General features: G+C 42.1%; 15 protein-coding genes. 13 read left to right on the forward strand and 2 right to left on the reverse strand.

Annotated elements, in window-relative coordinates:
- Positions 1 to 294: 294 nt before the first annotated feature.
- A complete protein-coding gene (locus MLE14_RS06990; RefSeq protein WP_243297642.1) occupies positions 295 to 474 on the forward strand; it encodes a XapX domain-containing protein in 180 nt (59 codons plus the stop codon).
- A gap of 144 nt (positions 475 to 618) precedes the next feature.
- Here MLE14_RS06990 and cls read toward each other — a convergent pair whose 3' ends face one another.
- Entirely contained in the window at positions 619 to 1,818 is a 1,200-nt protein-coding gene (gene cls, locus MLE14_RS06995) for a cardiolipin synthase (RefSeq protein WP_243297643.1), read from the reverse strand.
- A gap of 245 nt (positions 1,819 to 2,063) precedes the next feature.
- Here cls and MLE14_RS07000 point away from each other — a divergent pair, with 245 nt between their 5' ends.
- From MLE14_RS07000 to MLE14_RS07045, 10 genes are all read left to right on the forward strand, one after another.
- The gene (locus tag MLE14_RS07000; protein WP_243297644.1) at positions 2,064 to 4,175 is read left to right on the forward strand and encodes a 4Fe-4S dicluster domain-containing protein; all 2,112 of its coding nucleotides are present in this window, start codon (positions 2,064 to 2,066) and stop codon (positions 4,173 to 4,175) included.
- 421 nt (positions 4,176 to 4,596) lie between these two features.
- Positions 4,597 to 5,784, forward strand: coding sequence for an acetyl-CoA C-acetyltransferase (locus MLE14_RS07005; protein ID WP_243297645.1), 1,188 nt, complete (start codon positions 4,597 to 4,599; stop codon positions 5,782 to 5,784).
- A 27-nt stretch (positions 5,785 to 5,811) separates the two neighbouring features.
- A complete protein-coding gene (locus MLE14_RS07010; protein WP_243297646.1) occupies positions 5,812 to 6,666 on the forward strand; it encodes a 3-hydroxybutyryl-CoA dehydrogenase in 855 nt (284 codons plus the stop codon).
- A gap of 31 nt (positions 6,667 to 6,697) precedes the next feature.
- Complete coding sequence (locus MLE14_RS07015) at positions 6,698 to 7,837, forward strand: acyl-CoA dehydrogenase (RefSeq protein WP_243297754.1); 1,140 nt, start codon at positions 6,698 to 6,700, stop codon at positions 7,835 to 7,837.
- A 12-nt stretch (positions 7,838 to 7,849) separates the two neighbouring features.
- Positions 7,850 to 8,992 (forward strand): acyl-CoA dehydrogenase, encoded by a 1,143-nt coding sequence (locus MLE14_RS07020; protein WP_243297647.1) that lies wholly within the window; start codon positions 7,850 to 7,852, stop codon positions 8,990 to 8,992.
- A gap of 142 nt (positions 8,993 to 9,134) precedes the next feature.
- Positions 9,135 to 9,779 carry a TetR/AcrR family transcriptional regulator gene (locus MLE14_RS07025; protein ID WP_243297648.1) on the forward strand — a complete coding sequence of 215 codons (645 nt, stop codon included), beginning with the start codon at positions 9,135 to 9,137 and terminating at the stop codon, positions 9,777 to 9,779.
- Between the two features lie 2 nt (positions 9,780 to 9,781).
- Positions 9,782 to 13,036 (forward strand): fused isobutyryl-CoA mutase/GTPase IcmF, encoded by a 3,255-nt coding sequence (gene icmF, locus MLE14_RS07030; RefSeq protein ID WP_243297755.1) that lies wholly within the window; start codon positions 9,782 to 9,784, stop codon positions 13,034 to 13,036.
- Between the two features lie 217 nt (positions 13,037 to 13,253).
- On the forward strand, positions 13,254 to 13,466 hold the full coding sequence (locus MLE14_RS07035) for a hypothetical protein (RefSeq protein WP_243297649.1): 213 nt from the start codon (positions 13,254 to 13,256) through the stop codon (positions 13,464 to 13,466).
- A gap of 148 nt (positions 13,467 to 13,614) precedes the next feature.
- The gene (gene rpoE / locus MLE14_RS07040) at positions 13,615 to 14,199 is read left to right on the forward strand and encodes a DNA-directed RNA polymerase subunit delta (protein WP_313897622.1); all 585 of its coding nucleotides are present in this window, start codon (positions 13,615 to 13,617) and stop codon (positions 14,197 to 14,199) included.
- Positions 14,200 to 14,586: 387 nt separating this feature from the next.
- Positions 14,587 to 16,188 (forward strand): CTP synthase, encoded by a 1,602-nt coding sequence (locus tag MLE14_RS07045; RefSeq protein WP_243297650.1) that lies wholly within the window; start codon positions 14,587 to 14,589, stop codon positions 16,186 to 16,188.
- A 36-nt stretch (positions 16,189 to 16,224) separates the two neighbouring features.
- Here the strand turns inward: MLE14_RS07045 and MLE14_RS07050 are convergent, their stop codons facing one another.
- On the reverse strand, positions 16,225 to 16,749 hold the full coding sequence (locus MLE14_RS07050) for a DUF2529 family protein (RefSeq protein ID WP_243297651.1): 525 nt from the start codon (positions 16,747 to 16,749) through the stop codon (positions 16,225 to 16,227).
- Positions 16,750 to 17,113: 364 nt separating this feature from the next.
- On the opposite strand from MLE14_RS07050, the gene MLE14_RS07055 reads away from it, so the two are divergent.
- Positions 17,114 to 17,485 (forward strand): response regulator, encoded by a 372-nt coding sequence (locus tag MLE14_RS07055; protein ID WP_243297652.1) that lies wholly within the window; start codon positions 17,114 to 17,116, stop codon positions 17,483 to 17,485.
- 245 nt (positions 17,486 to 17,730) lie between these two features.
- Positions 17,731 to 18,588 carry a class II fructose-bisphosphate aldolase gene (locus MLE14_RS07060; protein WP_243297653.1) on the forward strand — a complete coding sequence of 286 codons (858 nt, stop codon included), beginning with the start codon at positions 17,731 to 17,733 and terminating at the stop codon, positions 18,586 to 18,588.
- Positions 18,589 to 18,639: the final 51 nt, after the last annotated feature.

Raw genomic sequence — 18,639 nt, forward strand, 5'->3', positions numbered from 1 at the left:
AAGAAATGGGAAGGTGGACACATCCAACAATGGGCCATGATCATGAATCAACTATTAGTTCACGACCACCTGAAGAAACGTGTGAAGAAATATCTAGAATAACTTACACACTTTTCTTGACAAGCCCGCCAAGTTCCGAAAAACCAGTGCTGTCATTAAAAGAATTGCTAAAAAGCCAACCAATTGACCCACTCCCGGTACACAAATCCCGCCATCCTCATAAAACTTGCACAAAAAAGGAAACCTATCGTATGAACAACAACATTTGGGTCATTCAAAACGGAGGTTTCCACCATGAAAGAGGTTATTTTAGCACTGTTGACGGGTCTTATTACTGGGATCCTGTTTGCTGCATTCCGCCTGCCAATACCGGCGCCGCCAGCTTTTGCTGGAGTGACAGGAATTATTGGGATTTATCTGGGGTTTAAGGTGTTTGCTTGGATCAGTCCGATTTTTTTAAATTGGTTTAAATAATAGGGGCGGGCGGGTTTCTAAGTTCCACTCCACCGCCGCGGATTCGTGTTACCCCTCGGTTCCTTCTCAAATCCTCGTATTTTTTCAAGGCCAGCCCTTTTGCTTTTACGTCATCATAATATCGACATCCCTCTTTGCCCCTCCTTAGAGAAAGTAAGAGATGGTGCGGGAAATTTGTTCTTTAAAGGCACGAAAAAAATTCGGCTGATTTAATTGTTCCAGCGTTAGCCTTGCAGACTGTGTAATATCCTCCAGCAATAGGCTTTTAGCCTTGGCGACGACAGCTGGCTCGTAGATATAGCAATTGATCTCATAATTTAAAAAAAGACTTCTCATATCAAAATTGGCGGTTCCGATATCGCAAACAGAGTCATCTCGTATCAAAATTTTGGCATGGAAAAAACCAGTTTCAAATTGATAAACTTGTGCCCCATGTTTTAAAAGTTTTCGAAAATAAGGATATGCAGCTTCCTTAACAAGGGCATGGTCACTGCATTTCGGAACAACAATCGATATCTCAACTCCCCTTTTTAACGCATCTAAAAGCGCTTGAAATAAAGAGGGACTGGGGACAAAATAGGGAGAACCAATATAGAAGGATTTCTTGGCCTCCTTTATAAAACGAATATAGATGTTTTCAAGCTCGACTCCTTCAGTAGCAGAAAAATGATGACGGGCAGAACCTTTGGGGAGCGGGGGAAAATAACGTGAATCATTCTCAAGACATTCCTTCGTTGCTAGTTTCCAATCCGCTAAAAACTGCCTTTGTAAATCGGAAACGCCTTCTCCCTGAAGCTTCAAATGGTAGTCACGCCAAGGAGAAAGCTTTGGGTTGCCGCCAATGTATTCTTTACCAATGTTAAAACCTCCAACGTACCCCACTTTACCATCAATAACGGTAATTTTCCGATGGTTTCTTTCCTGAAGTGTATAAAAGAAAAAGGGAAAACGGGGTACATGGCAATAGGCAAACTGAACTTGGTTCCTTTTTAACCGCTCCCTATATTTTCGTTTAAAGCCGAAGCTTCCAAACCAGTCTAATAAAAGGCGAACTTCTACACCGGAACTCGCCTTTTCCTCTAAAATCTGCAGGAATCGATCACTAAAGGCATCATTTTGTACGATATAAAATAAAACATGAATGTGGTCGGATGCAGCCTCTAGTTCCTTAAAAAAGTCTTCAAACAAATCGGGACCATCTGTAAAGATACGTATATCGCTTTTCCGTTCAGGAAAATTTATTTTTTTATACCTTTTAACATGACGTTTTCGTCCATATGTAAAGTCAAGAAACAGCCATAGACATATCAGTGCCACAATGATGAATAGGATAGAAAAGATCATGTATGAAAGCTCCTCTTCTTCGGGACTGGTGCTGTACGTATTATGCCCGAAACAGACGAAGATAAGTGAAGTAAGAGAATGGAAAAACGGATTAGCAGACACCCTTTAACAGGGTAAAGATCAAATAAAAGAATGCTAAAAGTCGAAAAGGACGTATTGACTGAATGCTCATTCATAATATAATGGTAATAAGGATTCAGAAAATTAATTGTTTTTCATACAAAGAGAAGAAAGGGGAGGGGACCGTGACACCACTATTATGGGTGAACTTTGCTGCATTTTTAATTGTAACCGCTTACGCAGTAAGCCTCTTTGTATACGTTGTTAAAACACGAATTGCTTATATTCGGCTAGGGAAAAAGGTGGAATTCGATCAGCGTTTAAAAGAGAGATTCGAAAAAATCTGGGTTAATGTGTTTGGACAAAAAAAGCTATTAAAGGATAAGAAGAGCGGAATTATTCACGTCATGTTTTTCTATGGGTTCATCCTTGTTCAATTTGGGGCGATTGATTTTATCTGGAAGGGGATTGCACCAGGATCGCATCTTCCATTAGGCCCATTATATCCCGGTTTTACGTTTTTTCAGGAACTCGTCACATTGATGATTTTAGTGGCGGTGGGCTGGGCGTTTTACCGACGCTATATTGAAAAGCTAGTTCGGTTAAAGAGAGGATTAAAATCTGGACTTGTCCTAATTTTTATCGGAGGACTCATGCTATCCGTTCTATTTGGAAATGGAATGGGCATGATTTGGCACGGACATGAAGCGACTTGGTCCGAGCCAGTTGCATCATTAGTCGCTCTTTCGTTTGCTTGGTTAGGGGAAACTGCCGCCATCATATTATTTTACATCTCCTGGTGGATTCACCTGCTTTTATTACTGGCCTTTTTAGTTTACGTTCCGCAATCCAAGCATGCGCATTTAATTGCAGGACCTGCGAATGTCTTTTTAAATCGCCTCGAACCGCCTGGAAAACTTGCCAAAATTAATTTTGAAGATGAAACGCAGGAAACGTTTGGCGTAGGTAAAATTCAAGATTTTACACAAAAACAGCTAGTCGACCTTTATGCTTGTGTTGAGTGTGGCCGCTGTACCAATATGTGTCCAGCAACAGGTACAGGGAAAATGCTGTCACCAATGGATTTAATTACAAAACTTCGTGATCATTTAACCAATACCGGAGCTGCGATTACATCAAAACAGCCTTGGGTACCGGCTTATGCCTTTTCAAATACGTTAGGAAATCAGCTAGCGGTTGCATCTGCGGGAGCCGGAGCCAGTGAGTCAGCAGTTGCGCTTGAATATAATCCTAGTCTGATTGGTGATGTCATCACTGAAGAAGAAATTTGGGCTTGTACGACTTGCAGAAATTGCGAGGATCAATGTCCAGTTATGAATGAGCACGTCGATAAGATTATCGATTTAAGACGTTATCTCGTTTTAACAGAGGGGCGGATGAATCCGGATGCACAGCGCGCGATGCAAAATATTGAGCGCCAAGGAAATCCATGGGGCTTAAATCGGAAAGAAAGGGAGAACTGGCGTGAAGCACGGGAAGATGTCCATATTCCAACTGTGAAGGAAATGAAAAAATCCGGAGAAGAGTTCGAGTATTTATTCTGGGTTGGCTCAATGGGTTCTTTCGATAATCGCAGCCAAAAAATCGCATTAGCGTTCGCCAAGCTCTTAAATGAAGCGGGTGTTAAATTTGCGATTTTAGGAAACAAGGAAAAGAACTCTGGGGATACACCGCGCAGGCTCGGTAATGAGTTCCTCTTTCAAGAGCTGGCAGCCAGTAACATTGAAGAATTTGAGAAAAATGAGGTCAAAAAGATCGTTACAATCGATCCGCATGCCTATAACATTTTCAAAAATGAATATCCTGATTTTGGTTTAACAGCGGAAGTGTATCATCATACAGAGGTTCTCGCTAAGCTTGTAAAAGAAGGAAGGCTAACACCTAAATATCAAGTTCAGGAAACCATCACCTTCCACGACTCCTGCTATTTAGGGCGCTATAACGAAGTGTATGATCCGCCTCGCGAGATCTTAAAGTCCATTCCAGGTGTGAAGCTGGTGGAGATGGAGCGAAATCGTGAACGGGGCATGTGCTGTGGAGCCGGCGGAGGTCTGATGTGGATGGAGGAAGAAACCGGTCACCGCATTAATGTAGCGCGGACAGAACAGGCTCTGGCGGTATCGCCTTCTGTCATCAGTTCGGGATGTCCGTACTGCCTGACAATGCTTTCAGATGGAACGAAGGCAAAAGAAGTAGAAGATTCAATTGGAACATTTGACGTAGCGGAAATTCTAGAAAGAGCCGTCTGCGGTGAACCGAACCAATTAGTTTCTTAGTGAAAATAGGAGGGGAGAAAAAGCATTTCTTCTCCTTCTCTTTATAAAATATAGTAAGCGTTTCCACGGTGAGTGCTGGATGTACTCGCTTCCTTTTGGACCAGTCTTGAGCGAGCGTTCAGTCAAAATCTAAATGAATGGCTACATTCTCTTCTGCAAGTTTATATGTATCGTAACTCGAACCGGACATAGGATCCGTTATTTCATGAAAATCAAGGAGATCCGAGGGTTTCGCGGACTTGAGATCCGCTATTTAAGCTTTTTTATAGGAAAATACCCTCTTTTACACCAAATAACGGAACCAGTGTCCGCTGAGTTCAAAAAAACCCTGCTTATCAGATGAATAACGGAACCAAAGTCCGTGTAACACATGATGGCCATAAAAATTTAAAAAGCCAACTAAATAAAGGAGTGGAGAAAAATGAAAACAGTGATTTTGGATGGTGCAAGAACACCCATTGGAAAGCTTGGAGGGGTAATCAGTTCACTGACAGCCTCTCAATTGGGGGGGATTGCGATTAAGGAAGCACTTAATCGGAGTCAGGTCGGTCCAAAAGAAGTTGGGACTGTCATTATGGGGTCTGTGCTGCAAGGCGGACAGGGTCAATTGCCATCACGGCAAGCAGCCCGCTACGCAGGTCTTCCATGGGAAGTCAAAACCGAAACAATTAACAAAGTATGTGCTTCTGGAATGAGGAGCGTTACGCTTGGAGATCAGCTAATTCGCCTGGGGGAAGAGGAAGTTATTGTTGCGGGCGGAATGGAATCAATGAGTCAAGCTCCATATATATTAACGAAAGCACGCTTTGGTTATCGTATGGGTGATGCGCCTGTCAAAGACTTAATGATTTATGATGGGTTAACTTGCAGCTTTAATGGCGTCCATATGGGAACGTACGGGAATAGCACGGCAAAAGAGCTGAATATTACAAGAGAAGAGCAGGATGCATGGGCATTAAGAAGTCATCAGCGCGCCGTAGCTGCGACTAAGAACGGAATTTTACAAGAAGAAATTGTGTCGGTTGAGATCCCGCAAAAGCGCGGGGAAGTTTTAAAGGTAACTCAAGATGAATCACCGCGGGCTGATACATCCTACGAAAGGCTGGCAAAATTAAATCCAGTTTTTGATCATACGGGAACAATCACCGCAGGAAATGCACCTGGAGTGAATGACGGAGCTTGTGCAATGGTTCTGATGAGTGAAGAAAAAGCAAAGCAGGAAGGACGGACACCGCTTGCCTACATCATCGCTCATACGGCGCTTGCAACTGAAGCAAAGGATTTTCCAAAAACACCTGGACTTGTCATCAACCAGCTATTAGAAAAAACGGGAAAAAGTGTGGATGACATAGATTTATTTGAAATTAATGAGGCCTTTGCAGCTGTTACCTTAGCGAGCAAACAAATTGCCGGTTTAGACGAAGAAAAGATTAATGTCAATGGCGGGGCTGTTGCGCTAGGCCATCCAATTGGAGCAAGCGGAGCAAGAATTATTTTAACGCTTGCGTATGAACTAAAAAGAAGAGGCGGCGGAATCGGGATCGCAGCGATTTGTTCTGGCGGCGGTCAAGGAGATGCAGTCATGATCGAAGTTCCTAAAACCAAATAATAGATTGATAGAAAAGGAGAGAGTCTGATGAAAGTTCAAAAGGTAATGGTTGTCGGTGCCGGACAAATGGGTTCTGGCATTGCCCAGGTTTTTGCTCAGTCAGGATTCCAAGTGATTTTAAACGATATCAAACAAGAATTTGTGGAAAGAGGACTTGGTGTCATCACTAAAAATCTGGCTCGCCAGGTTGAAAAAGCCAGAATAAGTGAGGCAGAGAAAGCAGACATCCTAAACAGAATTAAGACTTCAACATCCTTAGAAGACGCACAAGACATAGATTTAGTGGTAGAAGCAGCGGTAGAGAATATGGAGGTAAAATCAAAGATTTTTGCCCAGCTAGATCAATTTGCACCAAAGCATGCCATTCTTGCAAGTAATACTTCCTCTCTTCCGATTACGGAGATTGCAGCGGCTACGAATCGGCCAGAGCAAGTGATCGGGATGCATTTCATGAATCCGGTTCCTGTAATGAAGCTTGTTGAAATTATTCGCGGCCTGGCTACCGCAGACGAGGTTTACCAGACGATTGAAGACATTACGAAGAAATTGCAAAAAGTGCCAGTATCAGTCAATGACTTTCCAGGCTTTGTCTCAAACCGTGTTCTAATGCCGATGATAAACGAGGCCATTTACACGCTATATGAAGGGGTTGCGACCAAGGAGGCCATTGACGAAGTAATGAAGCTGGGGATGAATCATCCAATGGGTCCTCTGACACTCGCTGATTTTATTGGTTTAGATACCTGCCTCTATATTATGGAGACGCTTCATGAAGGGTTTGGCGATGATAAATATCGCCCATGTCCTCTCCTAAGAAAGTATGTAAAAGCCGGGTGGCTGGGCAGGAAAACAGGAAGAGGTTTTTATACCTATGAAAGCTAATGCAAGTGTACTCAATCGCGAGGTGAACAGCATGAATCTTCAGTTTACTGAAGAACAGCAGATGATGAGGAAAATGGTGCGGGAATTTGCTGAAGCAGAAATTGCTCCATACGTGGAGCGAATGGAAAAGGGGGAGTTTCCGCGGCCGATCCTTAAAAAGATGGGGGAGCTTGGACTGATGGGGATCCCGGTCCCCGAAAGGTATGGCGGCGCCGAAATGGATTTTATCTCATATATTCTCGCTATAGAGGAGCTTTCAAAAGTAAGTGCTACGGTTGGTGTCATTTTGTCCGTACACACTTCCGTATCAACCTATCCCATTTTGTATTTTGGTACGGAAGAGCAAAAGCAAAAATATGTGCCTAAGCTTGCTTCTGGTGAATACCTTGGTGCCTTTTGCCTGACGGAGCCAAGTGCGGGTTCTGACGCAGCCAGTCTCAAAACGAAAGCAGTTTTAAATGGAGACCACTACGTTTTAAATGGTTCAAAAGTTTTTATTACGAATGGTGGAGAAGCGGATATTTACATCGTGTTTGCTTCAACAAATCCGTCACTTGGAAGCAAGGGAATAAATGCATTTATTGTGGAAAAGGGAACACCGGGCTTCCATATCGGCAAGGACGAGAAAAAGATGGGACTCCATGGTTCCAAAACGGTTCAGTTGAGTTTCGAGGATATGAAAGTCCCTGTTGAAAACCGCCTCGGGGCAGAGGGGGAAGGCTATACGGTCGCGATGAGCAATCTCGAAGCAGGCAGGATTGGCATTGCCGCCCAAGCGCTTGGGATTGCGGAAGCTGCCTTTGAAAAAGCGGTTGCTTATTCAAAAGACAGACATCAATTTGGCAAACCCATCGCAGTGAATCAAGGGGTTGGCTTTAAGCTCGCTGACATGGCTACAGCAATTGAATCTGCCAAACTGCTTGTCTATCGCGCTGCGTATCTTCGTGCCAATGGAATCCCGTGTAAACAAGAGGCTTCTATGGCAAAGCTATTCGCCTCCAAAACAGCGGTGGAGGTAACAACAGAGGCCATTCAAGTGTTCGGCGGCTATGGATACACAGAGGACTATGATGTAGAACGTTATTTTAGAGATGCCAAAATTACAGAAATCTATGAGGGAACATCGGAGATTCAACGCATCGTTATAAGCAAACAGCTTTTACAAGATTAGGGGGAACAGGGCATGAACTTTAAACTTTCAGAAGAACATGAAATGATACGAAAAATGGTGCGAGACTTTGCTGAAAACGAGGTAGCACCAACCGCAGCAGAAAGAGACGAAGAAGAGCGTTTTGACCGGGAGATCTTTGATAAGATGGCTGAACTGGGGCTTACTGGAATTCCATGGCCAGAGGAATACGGCGGGATTGGCAGCGATTATTTAGCTTATTGTATTGCGGTGGAGGAGCTCTCAAGGGTGTGTGCGTCAACAGGCGTTACTTTATCTGCCCATACGTCGCTTGCCAGCTGGCCAATTTATAAGTTTGGTACAGAAGAACAAAAACAGAAGTATTTAAAGCCGCTTGCCCAAGGAACAAGCATAGGGGCTTATGGATTAACCGAGCCTGGATCTGGTTCAGATGCTGGCGGGATGCGGACAACTGCGAGAAAAGACGGAGATCATTATATTTTAAATGGTTCCAAGATTTTTATCACAAACGGCGGAGTCGCCGATATTTATGTGGTGTTTGCCTTAACCGATCCATCCAGTAAACATAAGGGAACAAGCGCTTTTATTATTGAAAAGGACTTTCCTGGCTTTAGCGTTGGCAAAAAGGAGAAAAAGCTGGGGATTCGTTCTTCGCCTACGACCGAAATTATTTTTGAAGATTGCCGGGTGCCTGCTGAAAACCTCCTCGGCAGCGAAGGCGAAGGCTTTAAGATTGCGATGATGACGTTAGATGGAGGCAGGAACGGGATAGCTGCTCAAGCTGTTGGAATTGCTCAAGGTGCCCTGGACGCTGCCGTGGGCTATGCGAAACAAAGAATTCAATTTGGAAAACCAATTGCAGCCAATCAAGGGATTTCCTTTAAGCTCGCCGACATGGCTACTAATGTGGAAGCAGCCAGATTATTAACCTACCAGGCTGCCTGGCTTGAATCAAACGGTCTGCCATATGGGAAAGAGTCGGCAATGTCTAAGCTGTTTGCCGGAGATACCGCGATGAAGGTAACAACAGAGGCAGTTCAAGTATTTGGCGGGTACGGGTACACAAAAGATTACCCAGTTGAAAGATTTATGCGCGATGCGAAAATTACGCAAATCTATGAGGGTACGCAAGAAATCCAGCGACTCGTTATTTCCCGCATGTTGACAAAAGATTAATAGATTTTATTTCGAACGCATTTTCGATAGATTGTTCTCAATTAGGAGCGGAAAGCAAAGTGTATTTTAACTGCTTGTTAAGATTATTTCTTCAAATATAAATCTTTCCTGATAAATGAAACTGGGGGTGTTTTAGCGCGTTATGAAAAACGTTGAGGTACATTCCTCTGTTAAAGATGAAAGGCTGATCAAGGTTCGCCGTGACCAGATGATTAAAGGGGCCGTTTCGCTCTTTAAAGAGAAGGGGTTTCATCGAACCACGACCAGAGAAATTGCAAAGGCATCAGGCTTTAGCATCGGTACACTTTATGAATACATTGAAAAGAAGGAAGATGTTTTATATCTCGTAGTGGACCGGATTTATGATGAAGTAAAGGATCGGTTAAACGACTCGATTGATACCGCTCTTGGCACGATTGATGGCCTCAAATCAGCAATCGCCGCTTATTTTCGTGTAATGGACGAGATGCAGGAAGAGGTCCTTGTCATGTATCAGGAAGCGAAATCGCTCACTAAGGATGCGCTTCCGTATGTGTTAAATAAAGAAATACAAATGGTTCAGATGTTTGAAGACATATTAAAACGCATGACGAAGCAGAAGGAAATCATCATGCCTGAAAAAGAGATCCAGTTATGTGCACATAACATCTTTGTTCTTGGGCAAATGTGGGGATTTAGAAGGTGGGCCCTTCATTCTATGTTTTCAATCGAGGAATATATCGAAATGCAAACACGTCTTATATTAGAGGGTCTTACAAAACGGGAGAATAAGGAGGATGAAAAATGACCATGCAAACGGTTTATAAACCAAAGCATCCGATCCGATTCGTTACAGCATCCAGTCTGTTTGACGGTCATGACGCTTCCATTAATATTATGAGGCGAATTTTGCAAGCAAGCGGTGCCGAGGTTATTCATCTCGGTCATAACAGGTCGGTTGAAGAGGTGGTTCGGGCTGCGATCCAGGAGGATGTGCAAGGGATTGCAATGTCTTCTTATCAGGGCGGTCATGTTGAGTATTTTAAGTATATGCATGATTTGTTGCAAGAAAAGGGCGCTGGTCATATTCGGATTTTTGGAGGAGGAGGGGGAGTCATTCTTCCGCGCGAAATAAAAGAACTCCATGAATACGGAATTGCCCGGATTTTCTCTCCAGAAGACGGAAGACAGCTGGGACTTCAAGGCATGATCAATCTGATGCTTGAAGAATGTGACTTTCCAACGATTCGGCAAATTGACAAATCGATTCTAGAACGAGTGAAAAACGGTGAAACCGCTGCGGTTGCCTCTTGTATCACGCTGGCTGAATACGGTGTCGAGGAAGCGGAAGTCTCTGCAGCCGTGGAAATCTTGGATGAAGTCAAAGCTCAGTCTAAGAATGTGCCAGTTGTAGGAATAACAGGAACAGGCGGTGCGGGAAAAAGTTCTTTAACGGATGAGTTAGTTCGCCGTTTCTTGCGTGAAATTCCTGATAAAAAAGTAGCGATTTTATCAGTTGACCCCACAAAGCGTAAGACAGGCGGGGCTTTATTGGGTGACAGAATCCGCATGAATGCGATTTTTTCTGATCGCGTCTATATGCGCAGTTTAGCGACTAGGGGTTCCCGATCTGAGCTTTCCTTAGCGATTAAAGATGCAATCTCTGTTGTCAAAGCGGCAGGGTTTGATCTAATTATTGTGGAAACGAGCGGAATTGGCCAGGGTGATGCAGAAATCGCGGGAATCGTTGATATTTCAATGTATGTGATGACCAGTGAATTCGGAGCACCGTCGCAGCTTGAGAAAATTGATATGATTGATTTCGCTGATCTGATTGTCATTAATAAATTTGAACGGAAAGGGTCAGAGGATGCGAAAAGGCAAGTGCAGAAGCAATACCAAAGGAGTCATATGCTGTTTGACAAGCCTCTAGATGAGATGCCTGTATACGGGACGATTGCGAGCCAATTTAATGACCCAGGCACCAATGCTTTATTTGCAGCCCTTATTGAGGTTGTAAACCAAAAATGCGGGAAAGACTGGCACACTTCTTTGTCTAAACATGAAACAGTGGAGAAGCAAAATATCATAATACCGAATGACCGCCGCTATTATTTAAGAGAAATTGTGGATACAGTGAGACGATACCATCAAATGGCAGAAGAGCAGGTAGAAATAGCCCGCAGACTCTTCCAAATTGAAGGTGCTTTGCAGGCCGCTAAAGAAACAGAAGGAAATGAAGAAGTGATCCTTTCTTTAGAGGCAATGAAGGAACAGGTGGAGGAAAAGCTTACGCCTGAGTCAAAGCGAATTCTTTCAGGCTGGCAGGAGTTACAACAAAAATACAGTGCTGACCAGTTGGTTACAAAAATAAGAGATAAAGAAATTGTAACGGAGCTCAAGACGAAGAGTTTATCTGGTTTAGACATTCCGAAGGTGGCACTGCCTAAATATAAGGATTACGGAGAAATTCTTAAGTGGGTATATAAAGAAAATGTTCCGGGGATGTTTCCGTTTACGGCTGGAGTCTTTCCATTTAAACGGAAAGAGGAAGATCCAAAGCGGCAATTTGCCGGAGAAGGAACACCTGAACGGACTAATCGCCGATTCCATTATCTGTCAAAAGATGATCCGGCCAAACGCTTAAGTACAGCCTTCGATTCAGTCACGTTATACGGAGAAGACCCTGACTTTCGTCCTGACATTTTTGGAAAAGTTGGAGAAAGCGGTGTAAGCGTCTGCAGTTTAGAAGATATGAAAAAACTGTATGATGGTTTTGATTTATGTCATCCGCAAACATCTGTTTCGATGACAATCAATGGTCCGGCTCCAATTATTTTAGCCATGTTCCTTAATACAGCGATTGATCAGAAGGTGCGTGCAAAAGAGGAGGAGCTAGGCAGAACTTTAACAGTGGAAGAGTTTACTAAAGTAAAAGCGGAAACATTGCAGACAGTAAGAGGTACAGTCCAGGCCGATATATTAAAAGAAGACCAGGGCCAAAATACCTGCATTTTCTCAACTGAATTTGCTTTGAAGATGATGGGAGATATTCAAGCTTATTTTATCGACCATAAAGTTCGTAACTATTATTCCGTTTCGATTTCGGGATATCATATTGCCGAAGCTGGAGCAAACCCAATTTCCCAGCTTGCCTTCACGCTTGCGAATGGATTTACCTATGTCGAATATTACCTAAGCCGGGGCATGAAGATTGATGATTTTGCGCCAAACCTATCCTTCTTTTTCTCGAATGGATTAGATCCGGAATATAGTGTAATTGGCCGCGTAGCACGACGAATCTGGGCAATTGTCATGAAACACAAATACGGAGCAAATGAGCGCAGTCAGAAATTGAAATATCACATCCAAACATCAGGTCGCTCTTTACACGCTCAGGAGATTGATTTTAATGACATCCGCACGACTCTTCAAGCCTTGATGGCCTTGCATGACAACTGTAACTCTCTTCACACCAATGCATACGATGAAGCTATTACAACTCCGACAGAGCAATCGGTGCGCAGGGCAATGGCGATTCAAATGATTATTACGAAAGAACATGGTTTAACCAAAAATGAAAATCCGCTACAAGGGTCATTCATAATCGAAGAGTTAACTGATCTGGTGGAAGAAGCGGTTTTAAAAGAATTTGAACGTCTGAATGACCGCGGAGGTGTGCTTGGTGCGATGGAATCTCAATATCAGCGCGGCAAGATCCAGGAAGAATCTATGTATTATGAAATGAAAAAACACTCTGGAGAGCTGCCAATTATCGGGGTTAATACGTACCTGAATCCAAATCCGCCATCTGAAGAAGAGCTAAATTCGATGGAAATTGCGCGGGCAACAAGAGAAGAAAAGCTGACGCAGATTGAAAACTTAAAAGCTTTCCAGAAAAAGCATGCCGATGTGGCAGAAAAAGCGCTTGAGCGATTAAAGCAAGTTGCCTTATCCGGGGGTAATATTTTCGAAGAATTAATGGAAACAGTGAAAGTCGCAAGCCTTGGCCAAATTACAAAGGCTCTTTATGAAGTAGGAGGACAATACAGACGGAATATGTAGTGTAAGGTAGGGCAAACTCGAGTGTTTTACCGCTAAGGGTTTGCCCTTTTTTCATATATTTTATGGAGATTGTAAATCTTAAATTAAAATGAGTAATTTTCAGTTTTTTTAGTTCTAAAGTTGTAGTAGAGTAGAGATACGATATCCAAGGGAACGCTTTCTTTTTTCTGCGCTGCCCCAGTTGATTAGCTTCGTGTAAAAGGAGTGTGAATGCTGCTTGAATATATGGAAGTGGATAAAACGGACCGTATTTATTGCAATTATTCTAGTGGCCTCACACGCTCTATATCAAATGCAGCTAGGTGCAATTCCTTGTATGCTGTTATCTTTTTATCTTTTTCGGCTCGCATGGAATGAATTTAAAAAAGGAAAAGCGACCTCTTGTCCTCAACAAAAAGAAGTACTGGAAAGTAAAACAGAATCTTTTTAATTGATTTCAAATGATAAATAAGGCAAAATAGCGCTAGCATAAAGGTTTAGAATTTGTTTATAATGATAAATATGGATTTTGGGGGACAAATCCCCTTTATCTACATAGTGAATGCTATTGAACGATCTTGGAAAGGATGTGCGAGCATTTGAGTATATTGCAAACATACGCAAAAGAAGATCTCCAAGAAATGTCTCTAATTGAATTGGCTTATTTATTACTTGCTGATAAAAAAGAGCCTTTACCATTTAATGACTTGGTATCTGAAATTGCTTCAATTCTTGAATTATCTGAAGAACAAGTCCAAGATAGAATGCCTCAATTCTACACAGATATGAACATAGATGGCCGTTTTCTTTGTATTGGAGAAAATAAATGGGGTCTCAGAACTTGGTATCCGCTTGATCAAATTGAGGAGGAAACGGTTCCAACGATTCGTCCTAAGAAGAAGAAAGGCAAGAAACTTATGGACGATGATGATTTGGATATCGATGAATTTGACGATATTGATGAAGAAGACCTTGATTTCGATGATCTCGATGAGGAATACGAGGATGACGAAATCCTGGATGAAGATGAAGACGAAGATGAAGACGATGACGATTTTGACGATTTAGGCGATGATGAAGAGGACTTTGACGATGAAGATATCATTGAAGATGATGATTATGATCTTGATGGCGATGATATCATCGATGATGACATTGAGCCGGAAGATGATGATGATTTATAATCTTGACATTCGGTAAGACTACTTGTAGAATTCTTTTTGGGCTCCTTAAAAAAGGACGTTCTAAAATTGATGTTTTAGCTCCCTTACATTTTGTAAGTGGAGTTTTTTTATTTTTAAAGAGATAAGGAGTAAATGGTGAGCATTGAATCAAAATAAAAGCTGTACCGCCATTTTATGTATGGGCACTCATCAGGCTACTCATGAAATTTCTAAAGAGTAGAGAAGAGTTGATTATACTTGTTGTGGACAAACTCAAGTTATAGGCAAAAAAGACTTACGCAAAGCTATAAAGTATTGCCCTCTTCGAACAGGAGTGTGCCGTCCTTTCCCCTGCGATAAGCGCAAAAACTATAAATAAATAGAATTCAGGAAGGAAGGGGATTTTTCGTGACGAAGTATATTTTCGTAACTGGAGGAGTGGTTTCTTCTCTAGGAAAAGGGATCACTGCAGCATCTTTAGGGAGACTATTAAAAAATCGGGGACTGCAAGTGACCATTCAAAAATTTGACCCATATATTAACGTTGACCCAGGAACCATGAGTCCTTATCAGCACGGTGAGGTTTTTGTAACCGAAGATGGAGCTGAAACAGACCTGGATTTAGGGCACTATGAACGATTTATTGATATCAACTTAAACAAATTTAGTAACGTCACAACAGGGAAAATTTATTCCTCTGTTATTAAAAAAGAAAGAAGAGGGGACTATCTGGGCGGAACCGTTCAAGTAATTCCCCACATCACTAATGAAATCAAAGACCGTGTGTTCCGTGCCGGAAAAGAAACCAATGCCGATGTGGTTATTACTGAAATCGGAGGCACCGTCGGGGATATTGAATCACTTCCTTTCCTGGAAGCGATTCGCCAAATTAAAAGTGATGTTGGCCGCGATAATGTGATGTACATCCACTGTACTTTAGTTCCTTACTTAAAAGCGGCAGGTGAAATGAAAACGAAGCCAACGCAACATAGCGTAAAAGAGCTAAGAAGCCTCGGCATTCAGCCAAATGTGATTGTCGTTCGTACGGAAATGCCAATTTCACAAGATATGAAGGATAAAATAGCCTTGTTCTGTGACATTGATCCAAAGGCCGTGATTGAAGCGGGAGATGCCGATATTCTGTATGAGGTTCCGCTTGAGCTTCAAAAACAAAATTTAGATACGATTGTTTGTGAGCATTTGAAATTGACCTGCCAGGAAGCCGATATGACTGAATGGCGCGGTCTTGTTGAAAAAGTTCGTAATCTCTCAAAGCAAGTAAGAATTGGTTTAGTCGGAAAATATGTAGAACTGCAGGATGCGTATATTTCTGTTGTAGAATCTCTAAAGCATGCAGGCTATGTGTTTGATGCAGATATAGATATTAAATGGATCAATTCTGAACATGTAGATGAGACAAATGTGGAGGCATTATTAAAAGATGTGGATGGGATCCTGGTTCCTGGCGGCTTTGGCGACCGCGGAATTGACGGGAAGATTGAAGCGATTCGATATGCGCGCGAAAACCAAGTTCCGTTCCTTGGAATTTGCCTTGGCATGCAATTGGCATGCATCGAATTCGCCCGCAATGTAGTGGGGCTTAAAGGAGCTCATTCCTCCGAAATCCAGCCTGATACACCGTATCCGGTCATTGATTTGCTTCCTGAACAAAAAGACATTGAAGACTTGGGCGGCACCTTGCGCCTTGGTTTATACCCTTGCAAAATCAGCGAAGGAACGCAAGCAATGAAGGCCTATAACGATGAAGTCATTTATGAAAGACATCGTCATCGTTACGAATTTAATAATGAATTCCGCCAGGCTTTAGAAGAAAAAGGTTTTGTCTTTTCCGGTACGAGTCCAGATGGAAGACTGGTTGAAATTATTGAATTGAAGGATCACCCATGGTTTGTGGCATCCCAATTCCATCCAGAATTCACATCCAGACCAACCCGGCCACAGCCACTGTTTAGAAACTTTATTGAAGCATCGGTGAAAGCCACATTATAATGAAAAAAGGGTCTGCCATGGGGCGGACCCTTTATTTTACAATTCCTCTTCTAGAAATTCTCTTATCAAAAAGTGAATATGGTGGTAAATAAAGAGGGATGCAATCCCTGTTGGAAATCCGAAACGGTTCCCGAATTCGTCGGGCAGTAAGCCTTTTGCTGCTTTTAAATCGATAAATACATTGCCAATCGGTACCGCTTCTTCATTCGTGTCTTTATTGGCTACCAATACAAACGGAATATCTGCTTCAGTAAATGCTGAGATGAACCTTTGGACAGCAGGATCTTGAGATGATCGTGAGAAAAGCCACACCCGGTCGGCGTGTGTAATCTCTTCCAATTTGTCTTCACTTAATTCCTTAGCTGTTTGCAATGGTTCTACCCCGTATAAGGCCTCTGCCGTTACTGCTTTCAGCTCTTGTTCTCCGTATATATAAATCGAACCTTGCCCAACTGGAGCTTGAGCTAAAAGCCGGGCTGCATCCTCCATTAAAAACGCATTTTCCTCAGTCGATAATCGCTGAAACAATCCAGTCAGCTGAGTTGTAAACATCTTATTCATAGCAAAATCCCTCACAATACCTATTATCCTTTCCTCCTATCTTAAGGGAAACCAATACCCATGTAAAACATTCGACACAATTCGGGAATGCCCGGACCGACAGAAGTATTTTCGACAAATCTCGAGTCATGCCTGGTACGCCCTGAGTGTGCAAACCCAAATTTAATAGGAAACGCAATAAAATTGTGGAAAAAAAAGAAGGAATTAGCAGATTAAAAGGAGAAGTAAAGCTATGGAGATTAGAGGGATTACACAAAATAAAAAACAGCAGTAATTAAGAATGATCGATTACCCTAGTTTTTGCTTAGTGTAAGTGGCTCAGTATAAAGACATGTAGTTACGATAAGGGAGGAGAAAGAGAAGAATGAAAGAGAAAATTTTAATTGTAGATGATCAATTTGGAATTCGAATTCTTCTTAACGAAGTCTTCAATAAGGAAGGATATCAAACATTTCAGGCAGCAAATGGGGTTCAGGCATTGGATATCGTAAAAAAACATTCTCCCGATTTAGTACTGCTTGATATGAAAATACCGGGCATGGATGGAATCGAAATCTTAAAAAGAATGAAAGTAATCGATCAGGATATACGGGTTATCATCATGACTGCGTATGGAGAGCTAGACCTGATTCAGCAGGCAAAGGACCTCGGAGCTCTTACTCACTTTGCGAAGCCATTCGATATTGATGATATCCGTTCTGCTGTTAAAAAATATCTCCCTTTAAAATCTAGTTAATAAGTACAAATAAATAGCTTTTTATTCATATACATCGATAAGTAAGTACATATTTTAAAGGAGCTGAACTATTTTTCCCCTCCGAAGGGGGTCAGTAAAATAGTCAAAGCTCCTCCTTTTTGTTATGATAATAAATGATGATTTCTGATAGAAATAGGAAATACTAATTCAAGTAAAATTTCCGTATACATCGATGGGTGTAAGATAGTTGAAATCGAAATCCGTACATATGAAGGAGGATATTTATGCCCTTAGTTTCTATGAAAGAAATGCTCATTAAAGCAAAAAATGAAGGATATGCAGTAGGACAATTCAATGTGAACAACCTTGAATTTACACAAGCGATTCTTCAGGCTGCCCAAGAGGAAAATTCACCTGTTATTTGTGGTGTCTCTGAAGGAGCTGCCCGTTACATGGGTGGTTTTAAAACAGTAGTCGGCATGATTACAAATTTAATGGAAGAATATAAAATAACTGTTCCGGTTGCGATTCACCTTGATCATGGATCAAGTTTTGAAATGTGTGCTAAAGCGATTCACGCTGGTTTTACATCAGTTATGATTGATGCTTCTCATCATCCCTTTGAAGAGAACGTCGCGATTACCTCTAAGGTTGTGGAATTAGCGCATATACACGGCGTTTCTGTTGAAGCAGAGCTTGGTACAGTTGGCGGACAAGAAGATGATGTTGTTGCTGACGGCGTCATTTATGCAGATCCCAACGAATGCAGAGAGCTAGTAAAACGTACTGGCATTGATTGCCTGGCACCTGCATTAGGTTCTGTACACGGTCCATATAAAGGCGAACCAAATCTTGGCTTTAAAGAAATGGAGGAAATCGGGAATACAACTGGATTACCTCTAGTGCTTCATGGCGGGACAGGAATTCCGACTAAGGATATTCAAAAAGCGATTTCACTTGGAACTGCTAAAATCAATGTCAATACAGAGAACCAAATTGCATCTGCAAAAGTAGTTCGTAAAGTTTTAGAGGAAAAACCTGAACTTTACGATCCTCGCAAATATTTAGGACCTGCCCGTGACGCGATTAAAGAAACGGTCAAAGGAAAAATGCGTGAGTTTGGTTCATCCAATAAAGCTTAATAAACATACAGGAAGCCGCCTCTAAAAAAGGCGGTTTCGTTACATGGAAAA

Origin of the sequence: Bacillus litorisediminis (genome assembly GCF_022808645.1) — a bacterium.
GTDB classification, from domain to species: Bacteria; Bacillota; Bacilli; order Bacillales; family JC228; genus Bacillus_BF; species Bacillus_BF litorisediminis.

Bases quoted from the DNA above. Each gene is read 5' to 3' on its own strand.
- MLE14_RS06990 (WP_243297642.1), top strand. From the start codon at position 295: ATGAAAGAGGTTATTTTAGCACTGTTGACGGGTCTTATTACTGGGATC.
- cls (WP_243297643.1), bottom strand. From the start codon at position 1,818: ATGATCTTTTCTATCCTATTCATCATTGTGGCACTGATATGTCTATGG.
- MLE14_RS07005 (WP_243297645.1), top strand. From the start codon at position 4,597: ATGAAAACAGTGATTTTGGATGGTGCAAGAACACCCATTGGAAAGCTT.
- MLE14_RS07010 (WP_243297646.1), top strand. From the start codon at position 5,812: ATGAAAGTTCAAAAGGTAATGGTTGTCGGTGCCGGACAAATGGGTTCT.
- MLE14_RS07015 (WP_243297754.1), top strand. From the start codon at position 6,698: ATGAATCTTCAGTTTACTGAAGAACAGCAGATGATGAGGAAAATGGTG.
- MLE14_RS07020 (WP_243297647.1), top strand. From the start codon at position 7,850: ATGAACTTTAAACTTTCAGAAGAACATGAAATGATACGAAAAATGGTG.
- MLE14_RS07025 (WP_243297648.1), top strand. From the start codon at position 9,135: ATGAAAAACGTTGAGGTACATTCCTCTGTTAAAGATGAAAGGCTGATC.
- icmF (WP_243297755.1), top strand. From the start codon at position 9,782: ATGCAAACGGTTTATAAACCAAAGCATCCGATCCGATTCGTTACAGCA.
- MLE14_RS07050 (WP_243297651.1), bottom strand. From the start codon at position 16,749: ATGAATAAGATGTTTACAACTCAGCTGACTGGATTGTTTCAGCGATTA.
- MLE14_RS07055 (WP_243297652.1), top strand. From the start codon at position 17,114: ATGAAAGAGAAAATTTTAATTGTAGATGATCAATTTGGAATTCGAATT.
- MLE14_RS07060 (WP_243297653.1), top strand. From the start codon at position 17,731: ATGCCCTTAGTTTCTATGAAAGAAATGCTCATTAAAGCAAAAAATGAA.